16 protein-coding genes are annotated in these 18,085 nt (G+C 69.4%); all 16 read left to right on the forward strand.

Annotated elements, in window-relative coordinates; translation table 11 throughout:
• Position 1 precedes the first annotated feature (1 nt).
• Positions 2-763, forward strand: coding sequence for a 4'-phosphopantetheinyl transferase superfamily protein (locus DBV14_RS30875; protein WP_124465369.1), 762 nt, complete (start codon positions 2-4; stop codon positions 761-763).
• Entirely contained in the window at positions 760-1,581 is an 822-nt protein-coding gene (locus DBV14_RS30880) for an alpha/beta hydrolase (RefSeq protein WP_124465371.1), read from the forward strand. Before DBV14_RS30875 ends, DBV14_RS30880 begins: the two co-directional genes overlap by 4 nt.
• Complete coding sequence (locus DBV14_RS30885; RefSeq protein WP_124465373.1) at positions 1,574-2,512, forward strand: hypothetical protein; 939 nt, start codon at positions 1,574-1,576, stop codon at positions 2,510-2,512. The genes DBV14_RS30880 and DBV14_RS30885 overlap by 8 nt, the downstream gene beginning before the upstream one ends.
• 83 nt (positions 2,513-2,595) lie before the next feature.
• Entirely contained in the window at positions 2,596-3,807 is a 1,212-nt protein-coding gene (locus tag DBV14_RS30890; protein WP_124465375.1) for a polysaccharide biosynthesis/export family protein, read from the forward strand.
• A gap of 51 nt (positions 3,808-3,858) precedes the next feature.
• The gene (locus DBV14_RS30895; protein ID WP_124465377.1) at positions 3,859-6,186 is read left to right on the forward strand and encodes a polysaccharide biosynthesis tyrosine autokinase; all 2,328 of its coding nucleotides are present in this window, start codon (positions 3,859-3,861) and stop codon (positions 6,184-6,186) included.
• Positions 6,183-6,905: a sugar transferase gene (locus DBV14_RS30900; protein WP_124465379.1), complete on the forward strand. Its 723-nt coding sequence runs from the start codon at positions 6,183-6,185 to the stop codon at positions 6,903-6,905. The genes DBV14_RS30895 and DBV14_RS30900 overlap by 4 nt, the downstream gene beginning before the upstream one ends.
• Before the next feature lie 68 nt (positions 6,906-6,973).
• Positions 6,974-7,972 carry a GDP-L-fucose synthase gene (locus DBV14_RS30905; protein WP_124465381.1) on the forward strand — a complete coding sequence of 333 codons (999 nt, stop codon included), beginning with the start codon at positions 6,974-6,976 and terminating at the stop codon, positions 7,970-7,972.
• Positions 7,965-9,089: a GDP-mannose 4,6-dehydratase gene (gene gmd / locus DBV14_RS30910; protein ID WP_124465383.1), complete on the forward strand. Its 1,125-nt coding sequence runs from the start codon at positions 7,965-7,967 to the stop codon at positions 9,087-9,089. The genes DBV14_RS30905 and gmd overlap by 8 nt, the downstream gene beginning before the upstream one ends.
• Positions 9,090-9,153: 64 nt before the next feature.
• Positions 9,154-10,473 (forward strand): hypothetical protein, encoded by a 1,320-nt coding sequence (locus DBV14_RS30915; RefSeq protein ID WP_124465385.1) that lies wholly within the window; start codon positions 9,154-9,156, stop codon positions 10,471-10,473.
• 11 nt (positions 10,474-10,484) lie between these two features.
• Entirely contained in the window at positions 10,485-11,588 is a 1,104-nt protein-coding gene (locus tag DBV14_RS30920; RefSeq protein WP_124465387.1) for a glycosyltransferase, read from the forward strand.
• On the forward strand, positions 11,585-12,553 hold the full coding sequence (locus tag DBV14_RS30925) for a hypothetical protein (RefSeq protein WP_124465389.1): 969 nt from the start codon (positions 11,585-11,587) through the stop codon (positions 12,551-12,553). The genes DBV14_RS30920 and DBV14_RS30925 overlap by 4 nt, the downstream gene beginning before the upstream one ends.
• Positions 12,554-12,606: 53 nt before the next feature.
• Complete coding sequence (locus tag DBV14_RS30930) at positions 12,607-13,539, forward strand: hypothetical protein (protein ID WP_124465391.1); 933 nt, start codon at positions 12,607-12,609, stop codon at positions 13,537-13,539.
• A 28-nt stretch (positions 13,540-13,567) separates the two neighbouring features.
• Positions 13,568-14,827 (forward strand): polysaccharide biosynthesis protein, encoded by a 1,260-nt coding sequence (locus DBV14_RS30935; RefSeq protein ID WP_124465393.1) that lies wholly within the window; start codon positions 13,568-13,570, stop codon positions 14,825-14,827.
• Positions 14,824-16,077 carry a glycosyltransferase WbuB gene (locus DBV14_RS30940; RefSeq protein WP_124465395.1) on the forward strand — a complete coding sequence of 418 codons (1,254 nt, stop codon included), beginning with the start codon at positions 14,824-14,826 and terminating at the stop codon, positions 16,075-16,077. The genes DBV14_RS30935 and DBV14_RS30940 overlap by 4 nt, the downstream gene beginning before the upstream one ends.
• Before the next feature lie 28 nt (positions 16,078-16,105).
• Entirely contained in the window at positions 16,106-17,254 is a 1,149-nt protein-coding gene (gene galE, locus DBV14_RS30945) for a UDP-glucose 4-epimerase GalE (RefSeq protein ID WP_260397293.1), read from the forward strand.
• Positions 17,247-18,020, forward strand: a complete 774-nt coding sequence (locus DBV14_RS30950; protein WP_124465397.1) for a response regulator transcription factor — start codon at positions 17,247-17,249, stop codon at positions 18,018-18,020. Before galE ends, DBV14_RS30950 begins: the two co-directional genes overlap by 8 nt.
• The last annotated feature ends 65 nt before the right edge of the window (positions 18,021-18,085 follow it).

Here is an 18,085-nt window from a genome sequence, read left to right on the forward strand (position 1 = left end):
CATGAACAGCGCCTGCCAAGCCCTGTCGATCGACGCACCGGTGTGCCGGTACGTCGACCTGGACTGCTTCACCGACCTGTTGCCGGCGCAGGTGCTGTCGAAGGAGGAATGCGCGCGTGCCGCCAGCTTCCGCTTTCCCGCCGACCGGCAGCGCTTCGTGGCCGCGCACATCGCGCTGCGGCAGGCACTGTGCGAGCACACGGGCCTGAACCAGGCCGAGCTGAACATGGCCACCGGCTCCTTCGGCAAGCCTTCACTGCCGGCCGCCGCGCGCACCCAGTTCTCGCTGAGCCACAGCCAGGGGCTGGCGCTGATCGCCATCGGCCGGCGCGGCCCGCTGGGCGCCGACGTCGAGATGCTGCGCCCGGTGCCCGACGCGGCGGCGCTCGCGGCCACGCACTTCACGCAGCGCGAGCAGGATGCGCTGGCCGCCCTGCCCGCGCGCGAACGCGAGCACGCCTTCCTGACCTGCTGGACGCGCAAGGAAGCCTGCCTGAAGGCCATCGGCGTGGGCCTGCTGGTGTCGCCGCAGAGCTTCGAGGTCGGCATTGCGCCGGACCGCCGCAGCGTCGAGCTGCCTGTGGCCGGCCGCATCCTGTGGCTGGTGCTGGGGCCGGCGCCCGCGCGGATCGACAGCGTGGCGTCGCTCGCCGAATGGCGCCAGACCGAAGCGCGCGCCTCGTCGTTCGGGCCTGCTACCGGCGGCGCGTACGTGCAACGCGCCAACAACATTGCATCGCGCAGCGCGGAGGCCGTTCAATGAACCGCTTCGAGCCGCTCATGTTCGGGCCGGCCTCGCGCCAGGTCTTCGGCGTGTTCCATGCCGCCGACCCGGAGCGCGCGGAAGACACCGCGGTGCTGCTGTGCCCGCCCTTCGGGCAGGAAGGGCTGCGCACCCATCGCTTCTTCAAGGTGCTGGCCGAGCGCCTCTCGCGCGCCGGCATTGCCACGCTGCGCTTCGACTTCTACGGCTCGGGCGACTCGCCCGGCAACGAGAGCGAAGGCGAGCTGGACGGATGGCGCCGCGACCTGTGCTCGGCGCACGAGGAACTGCGCCGGCGCGCGCCGGGCGCGGCCATCGTGTGGGTCGGCGCACGGCTCGGCGCCACGCTGGCCGTGCTGGCCGCGCGCAGCGGGCGCTGCGACCCGGTGCGGCTGGTGCTGTGGGAGCCGGTGATCGACGGGCGCCGCTACGCGCGGCTGCTGCGCGAACAGCACGTGGCCGCCATCGACACCACCTTCTGCATCCCCGACCTGGCCTGGCGCAACGGCTTGCTGAAGTCGCCCGATGCGCTGCCCGAGGAAGCGCTGGGCACGGCCCTGTCGCCCGCGCTGCGCGCGCAACTGGCGGCGTTGGTGCCCGATTCGCTGCCGCTCACCGCGCTGCACGACACGCTGGTGCTGGCCGAGCCCGACGACGAACGCACCGCGCAATGGGCGGCCGACCAGCAGTCGCGCCACATGCCGGTCCGCCTGGCGTATTTCAGCCACCAGCTCGACTGGACGGCCGACCCCTACCCCAACAGCGCGATGGTTCCGGCCGATGCGCTCAACCGCCTCCAGGGGGCTCTTCATGAATGACTCGACCACCGCCACCCAGACGCCGCTGCGCTTCGGCCCCGACGACGCACTGGTGGGCATGCTCACGGTTCCCGCGCGGCAGTCGCCCGGCAACATTGCCTGCCTCATGTTCAACATGGGCGCCAACCACCGGGTCGGGCCGCGCCGCATCAACGTCAAGCTGGCGCACGTGCTGGCCGCGCGCGGCGTGAGCAGCCTGCGCTTCGACCTGGGCGGCATCGGCGACAGCGACGCGCTCGACACCTCGCCCGACCTGAAGACGCGCGCCGTGCACAGCCTGCGGGCCGCCATGGACGTGGCCGAACGCACGCTGGGCACACGGCAGTTCGTGGTCGTCGGCATGTGCTCGGGCGTGGAACACGCCATGTCGGCGGCGCTGGCCGATGCGCGCGTGGTGGCGGTGTCGCTGTTCGACGGCTTTGCCTTTCCGGAGCGGCGCGCCCGCTGGGAGCGCAACCTGCGCCGCGCGCTGGCCGCGCCCGCGCACCCTTCTTTCCCGGGCAAGGCCAAGCGCTGGCTCCAGCGCCACTTCCTGCGCAGCCACTCGACCACGCCGCTGCCGGGCTTCTTTGCGGAGCGGCGCGCGCCCGATGCCAATGCGGCGTGGTTCGGCGCCGCGCTGCGGCAACTGGTCGAACGCAAGGTGGCGGTGCAGCTGCTGTATTCGGGCTCGCTGCATGTGTGCGACCGCGGCCGCGACCAGCTCGGCGCGTTCGCCCGCCAGCCTTTCACGCAGTCGCTGCACTACGAGTTCATGGGCGAGGTCGACCACACCGTCTGCACCGAGCAGGGACAGCGGCGCTTCCTGCAGGCGGTCGGCGACTGGGTCACCGACCGTTGCCTCGGTGCCAGCAGCACCGGCCAGCGCAGCCAGGTCCGCCCGCTCGCAGGCACCGAACACACCATGCCCACCACCTGGGCCGCGCCCTGAAGCAAAACCTGGCAAGGCCTTTTTTCCTCAACCTTTTCAACCCGCGCACCCACAACAGCCCACCGGCCGTCAAGGAGATCACCATGCGACGCCACGACCCAGCGACACACTCAAGCGAAACGCGCCTTCTCGCAGCCCAGGCGCACGCAGAGGCCGCGGCGCGCTTGCGATGGCTCGGCCTGGCCCTGCTGCTGTCGCTCGGCCTGCTGGCGCTGGGCGGCTGCGCGCCGGGCTTCGGCTCGGTCGGGCCACTGGGCTATACCAGCACCACGGGTGACAGCACGGCCTCCGGCGGCACCGGGCAGGTGATACAGATCACGCCCGACCTGATCCGCTCGCAGATCGCGCAGAAGCCCAAGACCCTGCCCGACAACATCAAGCGCCTGTTCACCAGCGCGCCGGTCTACACCATCGGGCCGGGCGACGTGGTCGGCATCATCGTGTACGACCACCCCGAACTGCTGCCGAACGCCGGCGCGGTGATCGCCCAGCAGGGCGACCCGACCGGCGTGACGGTGGCACCCGGCTTCATCGTCGGGGCCAACGGCGAAATCTTCTTTCCCTACATCGGCCGCACCAAGCTGCAGGGCCTGACCGAAAGCGGCGCCTCGGAGCTGATTGCGCGGCGCATCAAGTCGTTCATCAAGGACCCGCAGGTTTCGGTGCGCATCCAGTCGTTCCGCAGCCAGCGCGCCTACGTGCAGGGCGAGGTGCGCACGCCCGGCCTGCAGATCTTCACCGACGTGCCGATGACGCTGTCCGAAGCCATCAGCCGCGCCGGCAGCTTCACGCCCTCCGGCGACCGCGCCCGCATCACGCTGACGCGCGGCGGCGTGTCGACCGAGCTCAACCTGCCGATGATCCAGTCGCTGGGCTTCGACGGCAACGGCATTCCGCTGCGCAACGGCGACGTGGTGAACGTGGCCACCCGCGACGACAGCCGCGTCTACGTGATGGGCGAGGTCAAGTCGCCGGCCGCCCTGCCGATGCGCAACAACGGCCGCCTGAGCCTGAACGAGGCGCTGGGCGACGCGGGCGGACCCGACCTCACGACGTCGGACCCCGGCCAGATCTACGTGGTGCGCAACTCGCCCGACAACGCCGACGTGCAGCAGGTCTTCAACCTGAACGCGAAGAACCCGACGGCGCTGGCGCTGGCCGACCGCTTCGAGCTGCAGCCGCGCGACGTGGTGTACGTCGACCGCGTGCCGCTGGTCACCTGGAGCCGCGTGTTCGGGTTGATCTTGCCGGCCGCCCAGGTCATCAACCTGGCCCGCGACACCGCGCGCCGCTGAGCGCCCATCCCGCCCGTCCCGTCTCAGAGAAACAGGAAAAAGGTGAACCCCATGAACGCGCGTTGGCAACCCTCGCTTCCCGCACCCGCGGCCGCCCCCGTGACGGTGATCGAGAGCACGGCGTGGCCCCGGGAATCCCGGTTCCACGAATACCTGGACATCCTGATCGACAGCCGATGGCTGATCGGCGTCATCGTCGGGCTGGCCCTGCTGGTCGGCGTGAGCTATGCGCTGTTCGGGCAGCGCGTGTACGAGGCCAACATCCTGATCCAGGTCGAGGACCCCGAGCGCGCGGGCGGCAACTTTCCCGGCGACGCCAACGGCGGCGGAGGCATCAGCGTGAAGACACCGACCGCCGGCGAAACCGAAATACTGCGCTCGCGCATGGTGCTGGGCCAGGCCATGGAGAACACCCGCCTGTTCATTCGCGCCACGCCGCGCTACATCCCGGTGGTGGGCGAGTTCCTGGCGCGGCATTCGAGCCAGCTCTCGACCCCCGGCCTCTTCGGCATGGGCAACTACGTCTCGGGCACCGAGCGCATTTCCGTGGCGCAGATGGACGTGCCGCCCGCGTTCGAAGGCAAGAAGTTCACGCTCATCGCGGGCGTCGGTGGCAACTACACGCTGACCAACCCGGGCCTGGACACCCCGCTGAAGGGAACCGTCGGCGTGCCGCTGGACGCCACCGTGCCCGGCGGCGCGCTGCATCTGCTGGTGGGCTCCATCGACGCCCTGCCCGGCGGCGCCTTCGAGCTGGTGCGTTCGTCCAAGCAGCTCACCCTGCTGGGCCTGCAGAAAGACCTGCGCGTGGTCGAGAGAGGCAAGCAGTCGGGCGTGATGGACGTGAGCCTGCAGGCCGAGAACCGCGGCCAGCTGGCCGACGTGCTCAACGAAATCGCCCGCCTGTACGTGCGCCAGAACATCGACCAGAAAACCGTGCAGGCCGAGCGTGCGCTGAGCTTCCTGGGCACCGAGCTGCCCAAGTTCAAGCAGCAGCTGGAGCAGTCCGAAGACGCTTACAACCAGTACCGCAACCAGAACGGCACCATCAGCCTGGACGACGAGGCCCGCAATGCCCTGTCGCAGAACGTCGACCTGCAGGCCAAGCTGCTCGATGCCAAGCAGAAGCGGCTGGACCTGGTGGGCCGCTTCACCGCCGCGCACCCGATGGTGCAGACGCTCGACGCGCAGATCGCCTCGCTCAAGAAAGAGCTGGGCTCGGTCGACGGCCGCATCCGCCGCATGCCCATGCTGCAGCAGAACTCGCTGCGCATGCAGCGCGACATCAAGGTCAACACCGACCTGTACGCCACGCTCCTGAACAGCTCGCTGCAGATGCGGCTGGCCAAGGAAGGCAAGGTGGCCAACGTGCGCGTGCTCGACCAGGCGCTGCTGGCCGAGAAGCCCGTGCGGCCGAAGCCGCTGATCGTGGTGGCGCTGGCACTGGCGGGCGGCCTGTTCTTCGGCGGCGCCGCGGCGCTGGCACGCAAGAACCTGAAGCGCTCGATTCGCAACCCCGAGGACATCGAGGCCATCACGGGCCTGAGCGTGTACAGCACCATTCCGCTGAGCACCCAGCAGCGCGTGCTCGACCGCGCCATCCGCAACGGCAAGCCCGGCATCAAGGTGCTGGCGGCGCTGCACGTGGAAGACCCGGCGCTGGAAGGCCTGCGCCGCCTGCGCACCGCGCTCAAGTTCGCGATGCTGGGCGCGCCCAACAATCGGGTGCTCATTTCCAGCGCCACGGCCGGCGCGGGCAAGACCTTCGTGTCGTCGAACTTCGCCACGCTGCTCGCGTCCTCCGGCAAGCGCGTGCTGCTGATCGACGGCGACCTGCGCCGCGGCACGCTGAGCCAGGAGTTCGGCCTGCAGCGCAAGGACGGCCTGTCGGACGTGCTTGCGGGCGGCGTGCCGCTGGAGCAAGGCATTCACCACCGCGTGCTGCTGAACCTGGACGTGATGAGCGCCGGCCGGCTGCACCCCGACCCCGCCGGGCTGATGACCAGCGACGCCTTCGCGCACACGCTGGCCATGCTGTCGGCGCGCTACGACGTAGTGATCATCGATGCGCCGCCCACCCTGCTGGCCTCGGAAACCGCCGCCATGGCGCCGAGCATGGGCACGCTGCTGCTGGTGGCCCGCGCCGACAACAGCGAGATGGGCGAGCTGATCGAAAGCAGCCGCCGCCTGTCGCACGTGGGCGCGGCCTTCCATGGCGTGGTGTTCAACGCGGTCGACACCTCGCAGCGCCAGCACCGCAGCTATGGCTACGGCTACTACGGCCAGGCCCCGGCGGCGCGCACCGAACCCGGCTACGCGCTCGACACGGCCGACACCGTCATGCCCAAACGCATCGAACCGGAGCACGCCGCATCATGAACACGCTTCGTTCCACCAACACTTCGTCTTCCTCCACCGCCGGGCGGGGCCCGGGCAGCGGCCTGGCCGCCAATACCTCGGCGTACGGGCCACTGGGCGGCGCGCCCTGGCTGCGCCACGCCAAGCGCGCGGCCGACATTGCGATGGCCGGCTCGTTCTTCGTGTTCTTCGGCTGGGCCTATGCGCTCATCTGGCTCGGCGTGCGCTACACCTCGGGCGGCCCGGCCATCTACATGCAGCCGCGCTACGGCAAGGACGGCCGCGTCTTCAAGTTCTACAAGTTCCGCTCGATGGTGGCCGACGCCGACGCGGTGCTGGCGCGCCACCTGCGCCAGAACCCGGCCGCGCGGCGCGAATGGGCGATCTACCAGAAGCTGGAGCACGACCCGCGCATCACCCGCTTCGGAGCCTTCCTGCGCAAGTACAGCATCGACGAGTTTCCGCAGTTCTGGAACGTGCTCAAGGGCGACATGAGCATGGTCGGCCCGCGCCCCTGCATGTTCGCGCAGAAGGAGCTGTACGGCGACTACTGGAGCCACTACTGCGCGGTGCGCCCGGGCATCACGGGCCTGTGGCAGATCAGCGGACGCAACGAGATCAGCTACCGCCGGCGCGCCGCGATGGACGCCGAGTACGTGGCGCACCTGTCGCTGTGGCGCGACCTCGCGATTCTGCTGAAGACCTTCGGCGTGGTGACCGGCGCGCGCGGATCGCGCTAGCCACTGCGTACTTCCATTTCCCTTTCGTCTCCCCTCGAACTTCATCAACCTCTTCGCCGAAAGCACATATGCGTATCTTTGTTGCAGGTCATCGCGGCATGGTGGGCCAGGCGACGGCAAGGCGCCTGCGCGAGCTGGGCCACGACGTGGTGACGCGAACCCGCGCCGAGCTCGACCTTCTGGACCAGGCGGCCGTGGCCCGCTTCTTCGCGACGGAGCACATCGACCAGGTCTACCTGGCGGCGGCCCGCGTCGGTGGCATCCACGCCAACATGACCTACCCGGCGCAGTTCATCTACGAAAACCTGGCCATCGCCACCCACGTGACGCACCAGGCCTTCGTCTCGGGCGTGAAGCGGTTGCTGTTCCTGGGCTCCAGCTGCATCTATCCGCGGCTGGCCGTGCAACCGATGCGCGAGGAATACCTGCTCGACGGCAAGCTCGAGGCCACCAACGAGCCCTATGCCATTGCCAAGATCGCGGGGCTCAAGCTGTGCGAGAGCTACAACCGCCAGTACGGCGCCACGCACGGCATCGACTACCGCAGCGTGATGCCGACCAATCTGTACGGCCCCGGCGACAACTACCACCCGGAAAACAGCCACGTGGTGCCGGCGCTGGTGCAGCGCTTTCACATCGCGAAGATGGACAACGCGCCCAGCGTGCCGGTCTGGGGCAGCGGCCGCGCGCGGCGCGAGTTCTTGTACGTCGACGACATGGTCGAGGGCTGCATCGCGGTCATGAACCTGTCGCGCGCCGAGTACCAGCGGCACACCGACGCGATGCGCGGCCACATCAACCTGGGCACGGGCGAAGACGTGTCGATCGCCGAGCTGACCGAACGGGTCCGCGAGGTGGTGGGCTACACCGGCAGCATCCACTACGACCTGTCGCAGCCCGATGGCACGCCGCGAAAACTGCTGGACGTGTCGCGCGCCGCCAGCCTCGGCTGGCACGCCACCGTGCCGCTGGCCGAAGGGCTGCGCCGCACCTACGCCGATTTCCTGGGCACCCGGGAATTCCACATTCCCGTCCCCACCCGCGCCCAGGAGGCCGCCCATGTCTAAGCGTGCACTCATCACCGGCATCACGGGCCAGGACGGCTCCTACCTGGCCGAACTGCTCATCGCCAAGGGCTACGAGGTGCACGGCATCAAGCGCCGCACGTCGCAGTTCAGCACCGGGCGCATCGACCACCTCTACTCGGACGTGCACGCCAAGGCCGAGCGCCACCTGCACCTGCACCACGGCGACCTGTCGGACGGCAGCAACCTCACGCGCATCGTGCAGGAGGTGCAGCCCGACGAGATCTACAACCTCGGCGCGCAAAGCCACGTGGCCGTGAGCTTCGAGAGCCCGGAGTACACGGCCGACATCAACGCGCTGGGCACCTTGCGGCTGCTCGAAGCGATACGGCTGCTGGGCCTGCAATCGCGCACGCGCTTCTACCAGGCCAGCACCAGCGAGCTGTACGGGCTGGTGCAGGAAGGCCGCCAGAGCGAGACCACGCCGTTCTATCCGCGCAGCCCCTATGGCGCGGCCAAGCTGTATGCGTACTGGATCACCAAGAACTACCGCGAGGCCTACGGCATCTACGCCTGCAACGGAATCTTGTTCAACCACGAGAGCCCGCGCCGCGGCGAGACCTTCGTCACCCGCAAGGTCACGCGCGGACTGGCCAACGTGGCGCAGGGCCTGGAGCAATGCCTGTTCCTGGGCAACATGAACGCGCTGCGCGACTGGGGCCACGCCAAGGACTACGTGCGCATGCAGTGGCTGATGCTCCAGCAGCCGACGGCGGTCGACTACGTGATCGCAACCGGCGTGCAGTACAGCATCCGCGATTTCGTCGCCAAGGCGGCCAGTCAGCTCGGCATCTCGCTGGTGTTCGAAGGCACGGGCGTCGATGAAGTCGCGGTGGTCGCCGCGATCGAGGGCGACGACGCGCCGGCCGTCTGCGTCGGCGACGTGCTGGTGCGGGTGGACCCGCGCTACTTCAGGCCGTCGGAGGTCGAGACGCTGTGCGGCGACCCCTCGAAGGCGGCCGACGACCTGGGCTGGGTGCCGGAGATCACGCTGGACCAGATGATCTGCGAGATGGTCGCCGGCGACCTGGAGCTGGCCAAGCGCCGCGCGCTGCTCCAGCGCCACGGCTACCACACGCCCATGAGCATCGACGCCTGAGGCCGGGCCTTCATCCCCCTCCCACCCGACCACGGCCCCACCCACTCCGAACCACAGGCCCGCCATGCGAACCCTCTCTTTCTGGTCCGGCATCGTCTGCGCCATGCTGTGCGGCCTGGTCGATCCGGCGTGGGGCTACATGGCGGTGTTCGCGCTGTCGCTGCTCCAGATCTCGATGCTCGGCTCGTCCGGCGCCAGCGTGTTCCTGCTGATCCACTACACGGCCATCCTGACGTACTTCTCGCTCGCGCCGGCGATGCAGATCTCGCACGACGTGGCCTTCTGGGACGCGGGCATCATGCGCACGGCGTCGCACACGCAGGCGCTGATGCTCCTGCTGCTGTACATGGCCGGCGTGGAGGCCGCGCGGCTGGGCGTGCCCGATGCGCCGGCCCACCTGCCGGGTCGCCACGACCGGCGGCTTGTCGGCGTGGCCCACCCTCTTCTCTTGCTGCTGAGCTGCTCGCTCGCCGCCTTTGCCACGCTGTTCATCAAGCCCGAGCTGAACTTCGTGGCGCGCGGCATCACCGATGGCGGCGAAGACAACGTGCCGCTCGACTTCATCTTCTATTCGACGCTGCCCAAGCTGGTGGTGCTGATGTGCTTCGTGGCGCTGGCCATCCACGCCGTGCGCCGCCGCACGCCCTGGTCGTGGTGCGCGGCGGGCCTGGCGGGCGCGCTGGCGCTGCTGGCTGCCAACCCGGTGAACACGCCGCGGCAGATTTTGCTGATCGGGCTGCTGCCGCTGCTGATCCATGCGCTGGGCCGCAGCCGGCGCTGGCTGCTCGCCGGCATCGTCTTCGGCGCCATCGCGGGCCTGGGGCCGGTGCTGAACCTCATATCGCGCGGCAGCATGTGGGGCGAAGAGCTCACGACCTTTCCGTTCAGCCAGGACTTCGACGCCATGTTCGTGGTGGCGGGCATTTTGGAGCGCGCGCCCATTCCCGACCTTGGCTGGGGCCGCTACCTGCTGTCGGCGTTTTCGTTCTTCCTGCCGCGCAACCTGAAGATGTTTCCCGAATTCGACCCGCTGGGCTGGTCGGCCATCCTGGGCAACTTCTCGCAGAGCAACCTCTCGCTGCCGCCTTTCACGACGGCGTATTTCGACTTCGGCATGGCCGGGCCCGCGCTGTTCGGCTTCGCGATCTCGGCGGGTTTCCGGTGGGTCGACCGCGCCATCGATCCGAACCGCCCGTTGTCGGGCTCGTACCTGTCGGCGCTGGTGCTGCTCGCGGCCTACGTGCCCTTCATGCGCGGGCCGATTCTGGGCTGGGGTCCGTTCGCGGTGTCGGGCCTGATTGCCGCGGTGATTGCCGGCGCCCTGAGTTCCCGCGCACGCCGGCCGCTTCCGCGTGCCGTGCGGCATGGCCTTCCGAACGCATGAGGCCGCAAACCATGGCCGCCTACCTCTACTACGACACCGTGCGCTTCAACAAGGCGTCGGGCGGCGTGCTCAACGTGTCCGAGGTGCTGCTGCGGCACATGCGGCAGTCGCGCGACGACCACATCGAGCCCGTCAGCGAGCGGCACCCGCGCCTGTTCGCGCTGGCGCAGCGGCTGAAGGTGAGCCGCTTCGTGTTTGACACGCTGCTCTACAACTTCCATCGGCTGCGCGCGCTGCTGACGGGCGAGACCCTGTTCTCGGTGTTTCCCAACTACTTCCTGCCGTTCTCGCTGTTCGGGCGGCACCGCGATTCGATCGTCATCGTCCACGACCTGCAGTACAAGGCCTACCCGCAGTACTTCAAACGCAGCAAGCGGCTGTTCCTGGACTGGAGCCTGTGGCGCGCGGCGCGCAGCATGGCCGACGTGGTGTTCATCAGCCACAGCAGCCAGCGCGACTTCGAGCGCCACTTCGGCCGCTGCGCGCATTCGACGGTGATCTTCAACCCGGTGGACGCGCCCCGGGGCGCGGCGGCAACAGTTGCATCCGATGCCACGGCAGCGGCAGGCCCGGCATCGGGCGAGCGCTACCTCATCGCGGCCTACCACTATTACCCGCACAAGAACTTCGGCGGCATCCTGGCGCTGTTCGAGCGCATGAAGCGCGCCGGGCTGGTCGACTGCCTGGACATCACGGGCAACGGCGCGGCCGAAGTCGAGCGCATGGTGGCGGCGCTGGCGCCCGAGGTGCGCGGCAGCGTGCGCCACCGCGGGCTGGTGCCCCGCGAAGAACTGCTTCGGCTGTACCGGGGCGCCACCGCGTTCATCTCGCTGTCGACCTTCGAGGGCTTCAACCTCTCGGCGGCCGAAGCGGCCACGCTGGGCGTGCCGCTGCTGCTGTCGGACATTCCGGTGCACCGCGAGCTGTTCTCCGGCTACGCCTTCTTCGTGGGCAGCGCGCCGGGCGATACGTACCAGCTGGCAAAGCACCTGGCCCGCCACGAACGCACGCATCCGGTGTGGGCCCATGCCGCCGCCTGCGCACCCGCCGCCATCGCGGGGCGCTACCTGATGCTCAAGCGCGGCACGCTGTCGCTGGCCAGGGCCATGCCATGACGAAGCAGCTCTTCCACGCCCTGCTCCACGCCCTGTGCCGTGCCGCCGCCCTGCTGTGGCTGGCGGCCATGCCGCTGGCCGGCCGCGCGCAGCCGGCTGCATCGGCGGGCGCGCCGGTGCCGGGCTTCGGCGTGATGGTGCACTACCTGCCCGACAAGCAATCGGTCAACGAGATCAGGCGCTTCGACGTCGAGGCCTTCGCGGCCACGCTGGCCGACATGCGCGCGTCGCACCTGATCCTGACGCTCGGCCAGAACAACGGCCAGTACATCGCGCCCAACGCCGCGCTCGAAGTGCTGTGCCCGGCCAGCGCCACCAACCGCCCGCCGCGCGACCTGCCCATGGAAATCGGCAAGGCACTGCGCAGCCGCGGCATCGCGCTCATTCTTTACCTGCCGTTTCGCGCGCCGCAGGCCGACCGCGCGCTGATGGATTGCCTGGGCGACGTGTTCGAGCAGGAGCCGCCGCCGGCCCGCTTCATCGCGGCCTGGTCGAGCGTGATCCGCGACTGGTCGGAGCGCTATGGTTCGCTGGTGAGCGGCTGGTGGTTCGACGGCACCTACAACACCAAGGGCATCACGCCGGCCGGCTGGGAGATGCTGTGCGGCGCGGCCCGCACGGGCGGCAGCAACCGCTGGCTGGCCTTCAACGCGGGCGAAGGCCCCGAGCGCTTCAGCCTCAAGTCGGCGCCCTGCCAGAACCTGATGGCCGGCGAATACATGCAGCCCCCCGCGCACCTTTCCGCCCCGCCATCGGAGCTGGCGCTGCACGTGCTGACGCCGCTCACCGCCTCGTGGGGCCGCGAGGCACCGGCGCGCTTCACGGCCGCGCAACTGCGCAACTGGATTTCCGAAGCGGCCGCCGCGCGCGGCCTCTTCACGCTGGACATGCCCATCGACGCCGCCGGCCGCTTTCTTCCCGCGCATGTCGCGCTGATGAAAAGCGTCACGGCGCGCAAGCCCTGAGCACCCGGACCGGACCCTCGCTGTCACCTCCCATCCACCCACATCCAAACGCCATGAACCGACCCCTGCCTTTCATCGTCGTCGAAGACCGACAGAACAAGACCCTCGCGCTGTGCCGAGAGGCGGCGGCGCTGGCCGGCGAACCGCTTTTCGTGCTGTCGGACACCGATGCGGGTCCGGCCTACGAGCGTTTCTGCCGCTCCTACGTTCACCTGTCGAGCAACTCGCCCGAATTCGAGAAGATCTGCTTTCGGCGTTACTTTCTCCTTGCGCAGTTTCTGGAATCCCAGCCCGATGTGCGCGAATTCGTGCTGATCGACAGCGATGTGCTGCTTTTCCAGGGCGCGGGGCCGCACATCGCGCGCATCGCCGGCAAGGCCGATTTCGCGGGTTCGAGCATGCAGTCGGCCGATGGCTGGAACCCCTGCCAGATCTCGCCGCACGTGAGCTACTGGACCGCCAACGGCCTGCGCCGTTTCGTGGCCAGCGTGCTCGACAGCTACGCCACGCCCTCGGGCCGCCGCAAGCTGCGCGACATCGCGGCGCGCTTTGCCGCGCGGGGCCTGCGCGGCGGTGTGTCCGACATGACGCTGCTCTACCTCTGGGCCCACGCCAGCGGCAACGACGCGCCCATCAACCGGGTGCTCGACGGCACGGTCATCGACCACAACATCAACGGCATGCACAACCTGGTGCGGCAGGAGTTCGAGGTGCTCGGCGGCGCCAAGCGCGTGGCGTACCGCGACGGCAAGGCCTGGCTGACCAGCACCTCCGGCGGCACGACGCGCGTGGTGGCGCTGCACTTCCAGGGCAGCGCCAAGATGGCCATGCCCTTCGCGCTGCGCGGCCACATGCGCACCATGGCCGCCGTGACCTGGGCGCTGCAGATGGCCCGCCGCGCCAGGAACAACGTGTTCCGCGCCGGCGCCTTCGCGCGCCGCCTGCTCGACACAGGCCGCGTGGCCCGCGCCCCGGCCGGCAAGTAAGCCAACCCGCACCGCACCGGCCGACGCCATGAAGCCCCTCTGTCCGCCCATCGCCCTGCCCGGTGCCCGGATGGCCTGGCTGTCTGGCGTGGGCGCTCTCGCTTCACGGCTGTATGTATACCTTTCGGGCTTCCTGGCCATCTTCCTGATGGCGGCCAGCATTCCGCCGGCGCGCTTCGGCGAGTACTCCGTCTACCAGTCGGTGATGGAAGTGGCGCTGGTGCTGGGCACGCTGGGCAGCTCGCTGCTGTTCTCGCGCAATGCCGCGACCGTGCCGCCGGGCGTGACGCGTGGCGACGTGGTGCGCACGCTGGCCATCGGACTGCCGCTGGCCACGGTACTGGTCACGGTCGTTCTCACGCTGCAGCGTATGCCCGTGGGCGACGCGCCCTTCGTGCTGCTGGTGGCCACGCTGGCGGTGTTCGCGTTCAACAGCCTGCGCCTGTCGTACAGCCGCGGCCTGGGCCACGCGGGCCTGCTCAACCTCGAAGCCGGCATCCGCGCGACCATCCTCGTGGCGGGCGTGGGCCTGTGCGTGGCGGTGCGCTTCGACCTGGGCGTGGCGCACCTGCTGCTCATCAACCTGTTCGCCGTGGTGGTGGTGTGCCTGGCCGTGGGCCTGCCGGGCAACGGCGCGGCGCCACCGGCCGGGCGGGCCGCGCTGGGCCTGGCGTCGCAGGCCGGCGCCACGGTGTATTCGCTGCTCATGTTCCTGCTGCGCAAGTCGGACCTGCTCATCGTGGCGTACTTCATGCCGCTGAGCTACGTGGGCGCTTTCAAGCTCGCGTTCCTGCTGGCCGAGGCGCCGTCGCAGTTCGTGCAGGCCTTCCTGGTCACCAAGACGCCCGCGATGCTCGAGACGGACGCGGGCAACTTCACCGCCGAAAAGCTGCGCCTGGCCAAGCTGTCGTTCCTGCTGGGCTGCGGGCTGTTCGTCGGGCTGGCCGCGCTTATTTCGGTGGCCGCGCCGCTGCTCAAGCTGGGCAACGAGGCCCGCGCCATCTTCCTGTGCATTGCGCCGTACTTCCTGCTGCGCACCTACACCATCCACCATGAAATGGTGCTCTCGCTGAAGACCTCGATGGGGTCGCTCGGCGGCTGGGCGCTGCTCGAAGTGGCGCTGCGGCTGGCGTCGTACGCCGTGGTGGTGGCGATGTTCCCGACCAAGCCGCACTACGTGTTCTTCATTGCCTGCGCAACCGACCTTGCGCTGTACGAAACGCGCATGCGCCTGCAATTCGGCTTCTTCCCGCTCGTGCGCCTGCTGGCGCGAAAGCCCGCGCCATGAAGATCCTCATCTACTCGATGAACTTCATGCCCGAGCTGGCGGGCATCGGCAAGTACTCGGGCGAAATGGCCGAGTGGCTGCACGCGCGCGGGCACGAGGTCCGCGTGATCGCGTCGCCGCCCTTCTTTCCGCAGTGGGCGGTGTTCGAGGGCTACTCGGCCTGGGCCTACCGCAAGACCGACTGGAACGGCATCACTGTGTGGCGCGCGCCCACCTGGGTGCCGTCGAAGCCCCGCGCGCTGGGGCGCATCGGGCACCTGCTGTCTTTCACGCTGTCGAGCATTCCGCTGCTGCTGGCGCAGCTGCGCTGGAAGCCCGACGTGGTGTTCGTGGTGGAGCCGCCCATCTCGTGCGCGCCGGCCGCGCTGTGCCTGGCCAAGCTGCTGGGCACGCGCGCGTGGCTGCACATCCAGGACTACGAGGTCGACGCGGCGTTCAGCCTCGGCTGGCTGCGCGGCGAGCGGGTGCGGCGCTTCGCGCTGGCCGCCGAGCGCTGGCTGATGCGCAAGTTCGACCGGGTGTCGAGCATCTCTTCCACGATGCGCACCAAGGCGCTGGAAAAAGGCGTGGACGAAACCCGGCTGGTGCTGTTCCCGAACTGGGTCGACGTGGACGCCATTCGCCCCATCGAGCGCCCGCCGCTGGCCGAAGGCGCGCCGCCGCAGCCCCAGGGCCTGCGGGCCGAGTTGGGCATTCCGGCCGACGCGCTGGTGGTGCTCTACGCGGGCAGCCTGGGCACCAAGCAGGGCATCGAGGTGCTGGCCGATGCGGCGCGCCTGCTGGTGTGCTCGCACAACCTGCACTTCGTGTTCTGCGGCAACGGCCCGAGCCGGGCCTCGCTGATGGACGCCTGCACGCGGCTGGCCAACGTGCACTTTCTCGACCTGCAGCCCGTCGAGCGGCTGAACGAGCTGCTGGGCATGGCCGACATGCACGTGCTGCCGCAGCGCGCCGATGCCGCCGACCTCGTCATGCCGTCGAAGCTGGGCGGCATGTTCGCCAGCGGCCGCGCCGTGATCGTGACCGCGCACGCCGGCACCGCGCTCAGCGAAGCCGTGTGGGGCCGCGGCGTGGTGGTCGAGCCCGGCGACGCCGCCGCGCTGGCCGACGCCATCGAGCAGCTCTCGATGTCGCCCGCCACGCGCGAGCTGCTGGGCACGGCCGGCCGCAGCTTCGCCGAAGAAGAACTCGACCGCAACGTGATCCTGCAGCGCCTCGAAGAGGAACTGCGGCGCTGCATCGCCGGCTGACACGGCACCGCATACCAGGACCACGCCCATGCCCAAGCCGATGCACATGCCCAAGTCAGCCCCCAAGGTCCTGGTGACCGGCGGCGCAGGCTTCATCGGCAGCCATGCCTGCGTGGCGCTGGTCTCGGCGGGCTATCTGCCGGTGGTGCTCGACACGCTGGTCAACAGCGACGCGCGTTCGCTGCAGCGGGTGGCGTGCATCACGGGCGTCGAACCGCTGCTGGTGCGTGGCGACGTGCGCAACGCGGCCATGCTCGACCGCGTGTTCGCCGCGCACCGCATCCATGCCGTCGTGCACCTGGCGGGCCTGAAGGCGGTCGGCGATTCGGTGTCCGTCCCCATGGAGTACTACGACGTCAACCTGCGCGGCACGCTGGCGCTGGTGCAGGCCATGGCCCGCGCGGGCGTGCGCACGCTGGTTTTTTCTTCGTCGGCCACGGTGTACGGCGACGCGCAGCCTTCGCCCATTGCGGAAACCGCGCCGTACGCCGCCGTCAACCCGTACGGCCGCACCAAGGCGATGGTCGAGCAGTTGCTGGCCGACCTTGCGCAGTCCGATGCGCGCTGGGGCATTGCCTGCCTGCGCTACTTCAACCCCGTGGGCGCCCACGAAAGCGGCCTGCTGGGCGAGCGCCCGCACGGCACGCCCAACAACCTGATGCCCTACATCTCGCAGGTTGCCGCGGGCGAGCGCGAGCACCTGGTGGTGCACGGCGCCGACTACGACACCATCGACGGCACCGGCGTGCGCGACTACGTGCACGTGATGGACGTGGCCGAGGGCCATGTGGCGGCGCTGCGCCACGCCGCGCTGCAACCCGGCATCGGCATGACCAACCTGGGCACGGGACATGGCGCCTCCGTGCTGCAGGTGGTGAACGCCTTCGAGCGCGCCAGCGGCCGCCGCATCGCCCTGCGCATCGGCCCGCGCCGGCCCGGCGACGCGCCCGCCTACTGGGCCGATGCCCGCAATGCCTACGCCCGCTTCGGCTGGCGCGCGCACCGCACGCTCGACCAGATGTGCGCGGACTGCTGGCGCTGGCAGGCGGCCAACCCGCACGGCTTCGACGATCCGGTGCGGCAGCCCGCCACGGTCGATACCGCAGGCAATGCCCCGGTCTTTGCCGCGGCCACGCCCCTCTTCATCAACTCCAACCTGGGACATACCAATGCCTGAAGCTGCATACCGCTCCCCCGGCGAACACGCCGACGGCCGGCCGCTCTATCCGCCGGGTGTCTGCCAGCCAGCCGCGCCGCTGTGGCCCGGCTTCCTGACCGGGCAGGAAGACGCGCCCGTGCGCGTGCTGCTGGTCGACGACGACGAGTTCATGCGCCGCGTGATCGCGCAGGAACTGCTGTCCGACCTGCGCATACAACTCGAAGGCCAGGCCGGCAGCCTGCGCGAGGGCCGGCGGCTGCTGGCCACGCACGAGTTCGACGTGCTCATGGTCGACCTGCGGCTGGGCGACGGCAGCGGCTTCGACCTGATCAGCGAAGCCCGCAAGCACCACCGCAACGTCGAGATCATCGTGGTCTCGGCGCTGGAAGACGAAGCGCACGTGCTGCATGCCTTCGAGCTGGGCGCCACCGGCTACCTGCTGAAAGACGCCTGGCTGCAGAGCTTCGCGCAGGCGGTGCTGCAGGTGGTGAACGGCGGCGCGGCCATCACGCCCCGGCTGGCGCGCCGGCTGCTGGGCCGGCTGAGCCACCCGCCCACCGGCGTGTCGCCGCTCGAGCCGCCGATGCGCGAGGCGGTGCTGACGCGCCGCGAGTGCGAAATATTGCGCTTCGTGGCGCGCGGCCACGTCACCGAGGAGATCGGCGCCAAGCTGGGCATCTCGGGGCAGACCGTCAACGCCCACATCAAGAACATCTACAAGAAATTGCAGGTGCATTCGCGCGCGCAGGCTGTGAGCTACGCGGCGTACTCGGGCCTCATTTGAGACACCTGAGACACCCGAGACACGACAGCAGCCTCGATCCGATCAACCCTCGACAAGACAGGCGC

The organism is Variovorax sp. KBW07, from assembly GCF_003852515.1.
Lineage (GTDB): Bacteria > Pseudomonadota > Gammaproteobacteria > Burkholderiales > Burkholderiaceae_C > Variovorax.

What these genes read in the sequence shown, in the direction of transcription:
- DBV14_RS30885 (WP_124465373.1), top strand. Translation starts at nt 1,574, where the DNA reads ATGAATGACTCGACCACCGCCACCCAGACGCCGCTGCGCTTCGGCCCC.
- DBV14_RS30880 (WP_124465371.1), top strand. Translation starts at nt 760, where the DNA reads ATGAACCGCTTCGAGCCGCTCATGTTCGGGCCGGCCTCGCGCCAGGTC.
- galE (WP_260397293.1), top strand. Translation starts at nt 16,106, where the DNA reads ATGCCCAAGCCGATGCACATGCCCAAGTCAGCCCCCAAGGTCCTGGTG.
- DBV14_RS30905 (WP_124465381.1), top strand. Translation starts at nt 6,974, where the DNA reads ATGCGTATCTTTGTTGCAGGTCATCGCGGCATGGTGGGCCAGGCGACG.
- DBV14_RS30875 (WP_124465369.1), top strand. Translation starts at nt 2, where the DNA reads ATGAACAGCGCCTGCCAAGCCCTGTCGATCGACGCACCGGTGTGCCGG.
- DBV14_RS30895 (WP_124465377.1), top strand. Translation starts at nt 3,859, where the DNA reads ATGAACGCGCGTTGGCAACCCTCGCTTCCCGCACCCGCGGCCGCCCCC.
- DBV14_RS30920 (WP_124465387.1), top strand. Translation starts at nt 10,485, where the DNA reads ATGGCCGCCTACCTCTACTACGACACCGTGCGCTTCAACAAGGCGTCG.
- DBV14_RS30915 (WP_124465385.1), top strand. Translation starts at nt 9,154, where the DNA reads ATGCGAACCCTCTCTTTCTGGTCCGGCATCGTCTGCGCCATGCTGTGC.
- DBV14_RS30890 (WP_124465375.1), top strand. Translation starts at nt 2,596, where the DNA reads ATGCGACGCCACGACCCAGCGACACACTCAAGCGAAACGCGCCTTCTC.
- DBV14_RS30940 (WP_124465395.1), top strand. Translation starts at nt 14,824, where the DNA reads ATGAAGATCCTCATCTACTCGATGAACTTCATGCCCGAGCTGGCGGGC.
- DBV14_RS30900 (WP_124465379.1), top strand. Translation starts at nt 6,183, where the DNA reads ATGAACACGCTTCGTTCCACCAACACTTCGTCTTCCTCCACCGCCGGG.
- DBV14_RS30935 (WP_124465393.1), top strand. Translation starts at nt 13,568, where the DNA reads ATGAAGCCCCTCTGTCCGCCCATCGCCCTGCCCGGTGCCCGGATGGCC.
- DBV14_RS30930 (WP_124465391.1), top strand. Translation starts at nt 12,607, where the DNA reads ATGAACCGACCCCTGCCTTTCATCGTCGTCGAAGACCGACAGAACAAG.
- gmd (WP_124465383.1), top strand. Translation starts at nt 7,965, where the DNA reads ATGTCTAAGCGTGCACTCATCACCGGCATCACGGGCCAGGACGGCTCC.
- DBV14_RS30925 (WP_124465389.1), top strand. Translation starts at nt 11,585, where the DNA reads ATGACGAAGCAGCTCTTCCACGCCCTGCTCCACGCCCTGTGCCGTGCC.
- DBV14_RS30950 (WP_124465397.1), top strand. Translation starts at nt 17,247, where the DNA reads ATGCCTGAAGCTGCATACCGCTCCCCCGGCGAACACGCCGACGGCCGG.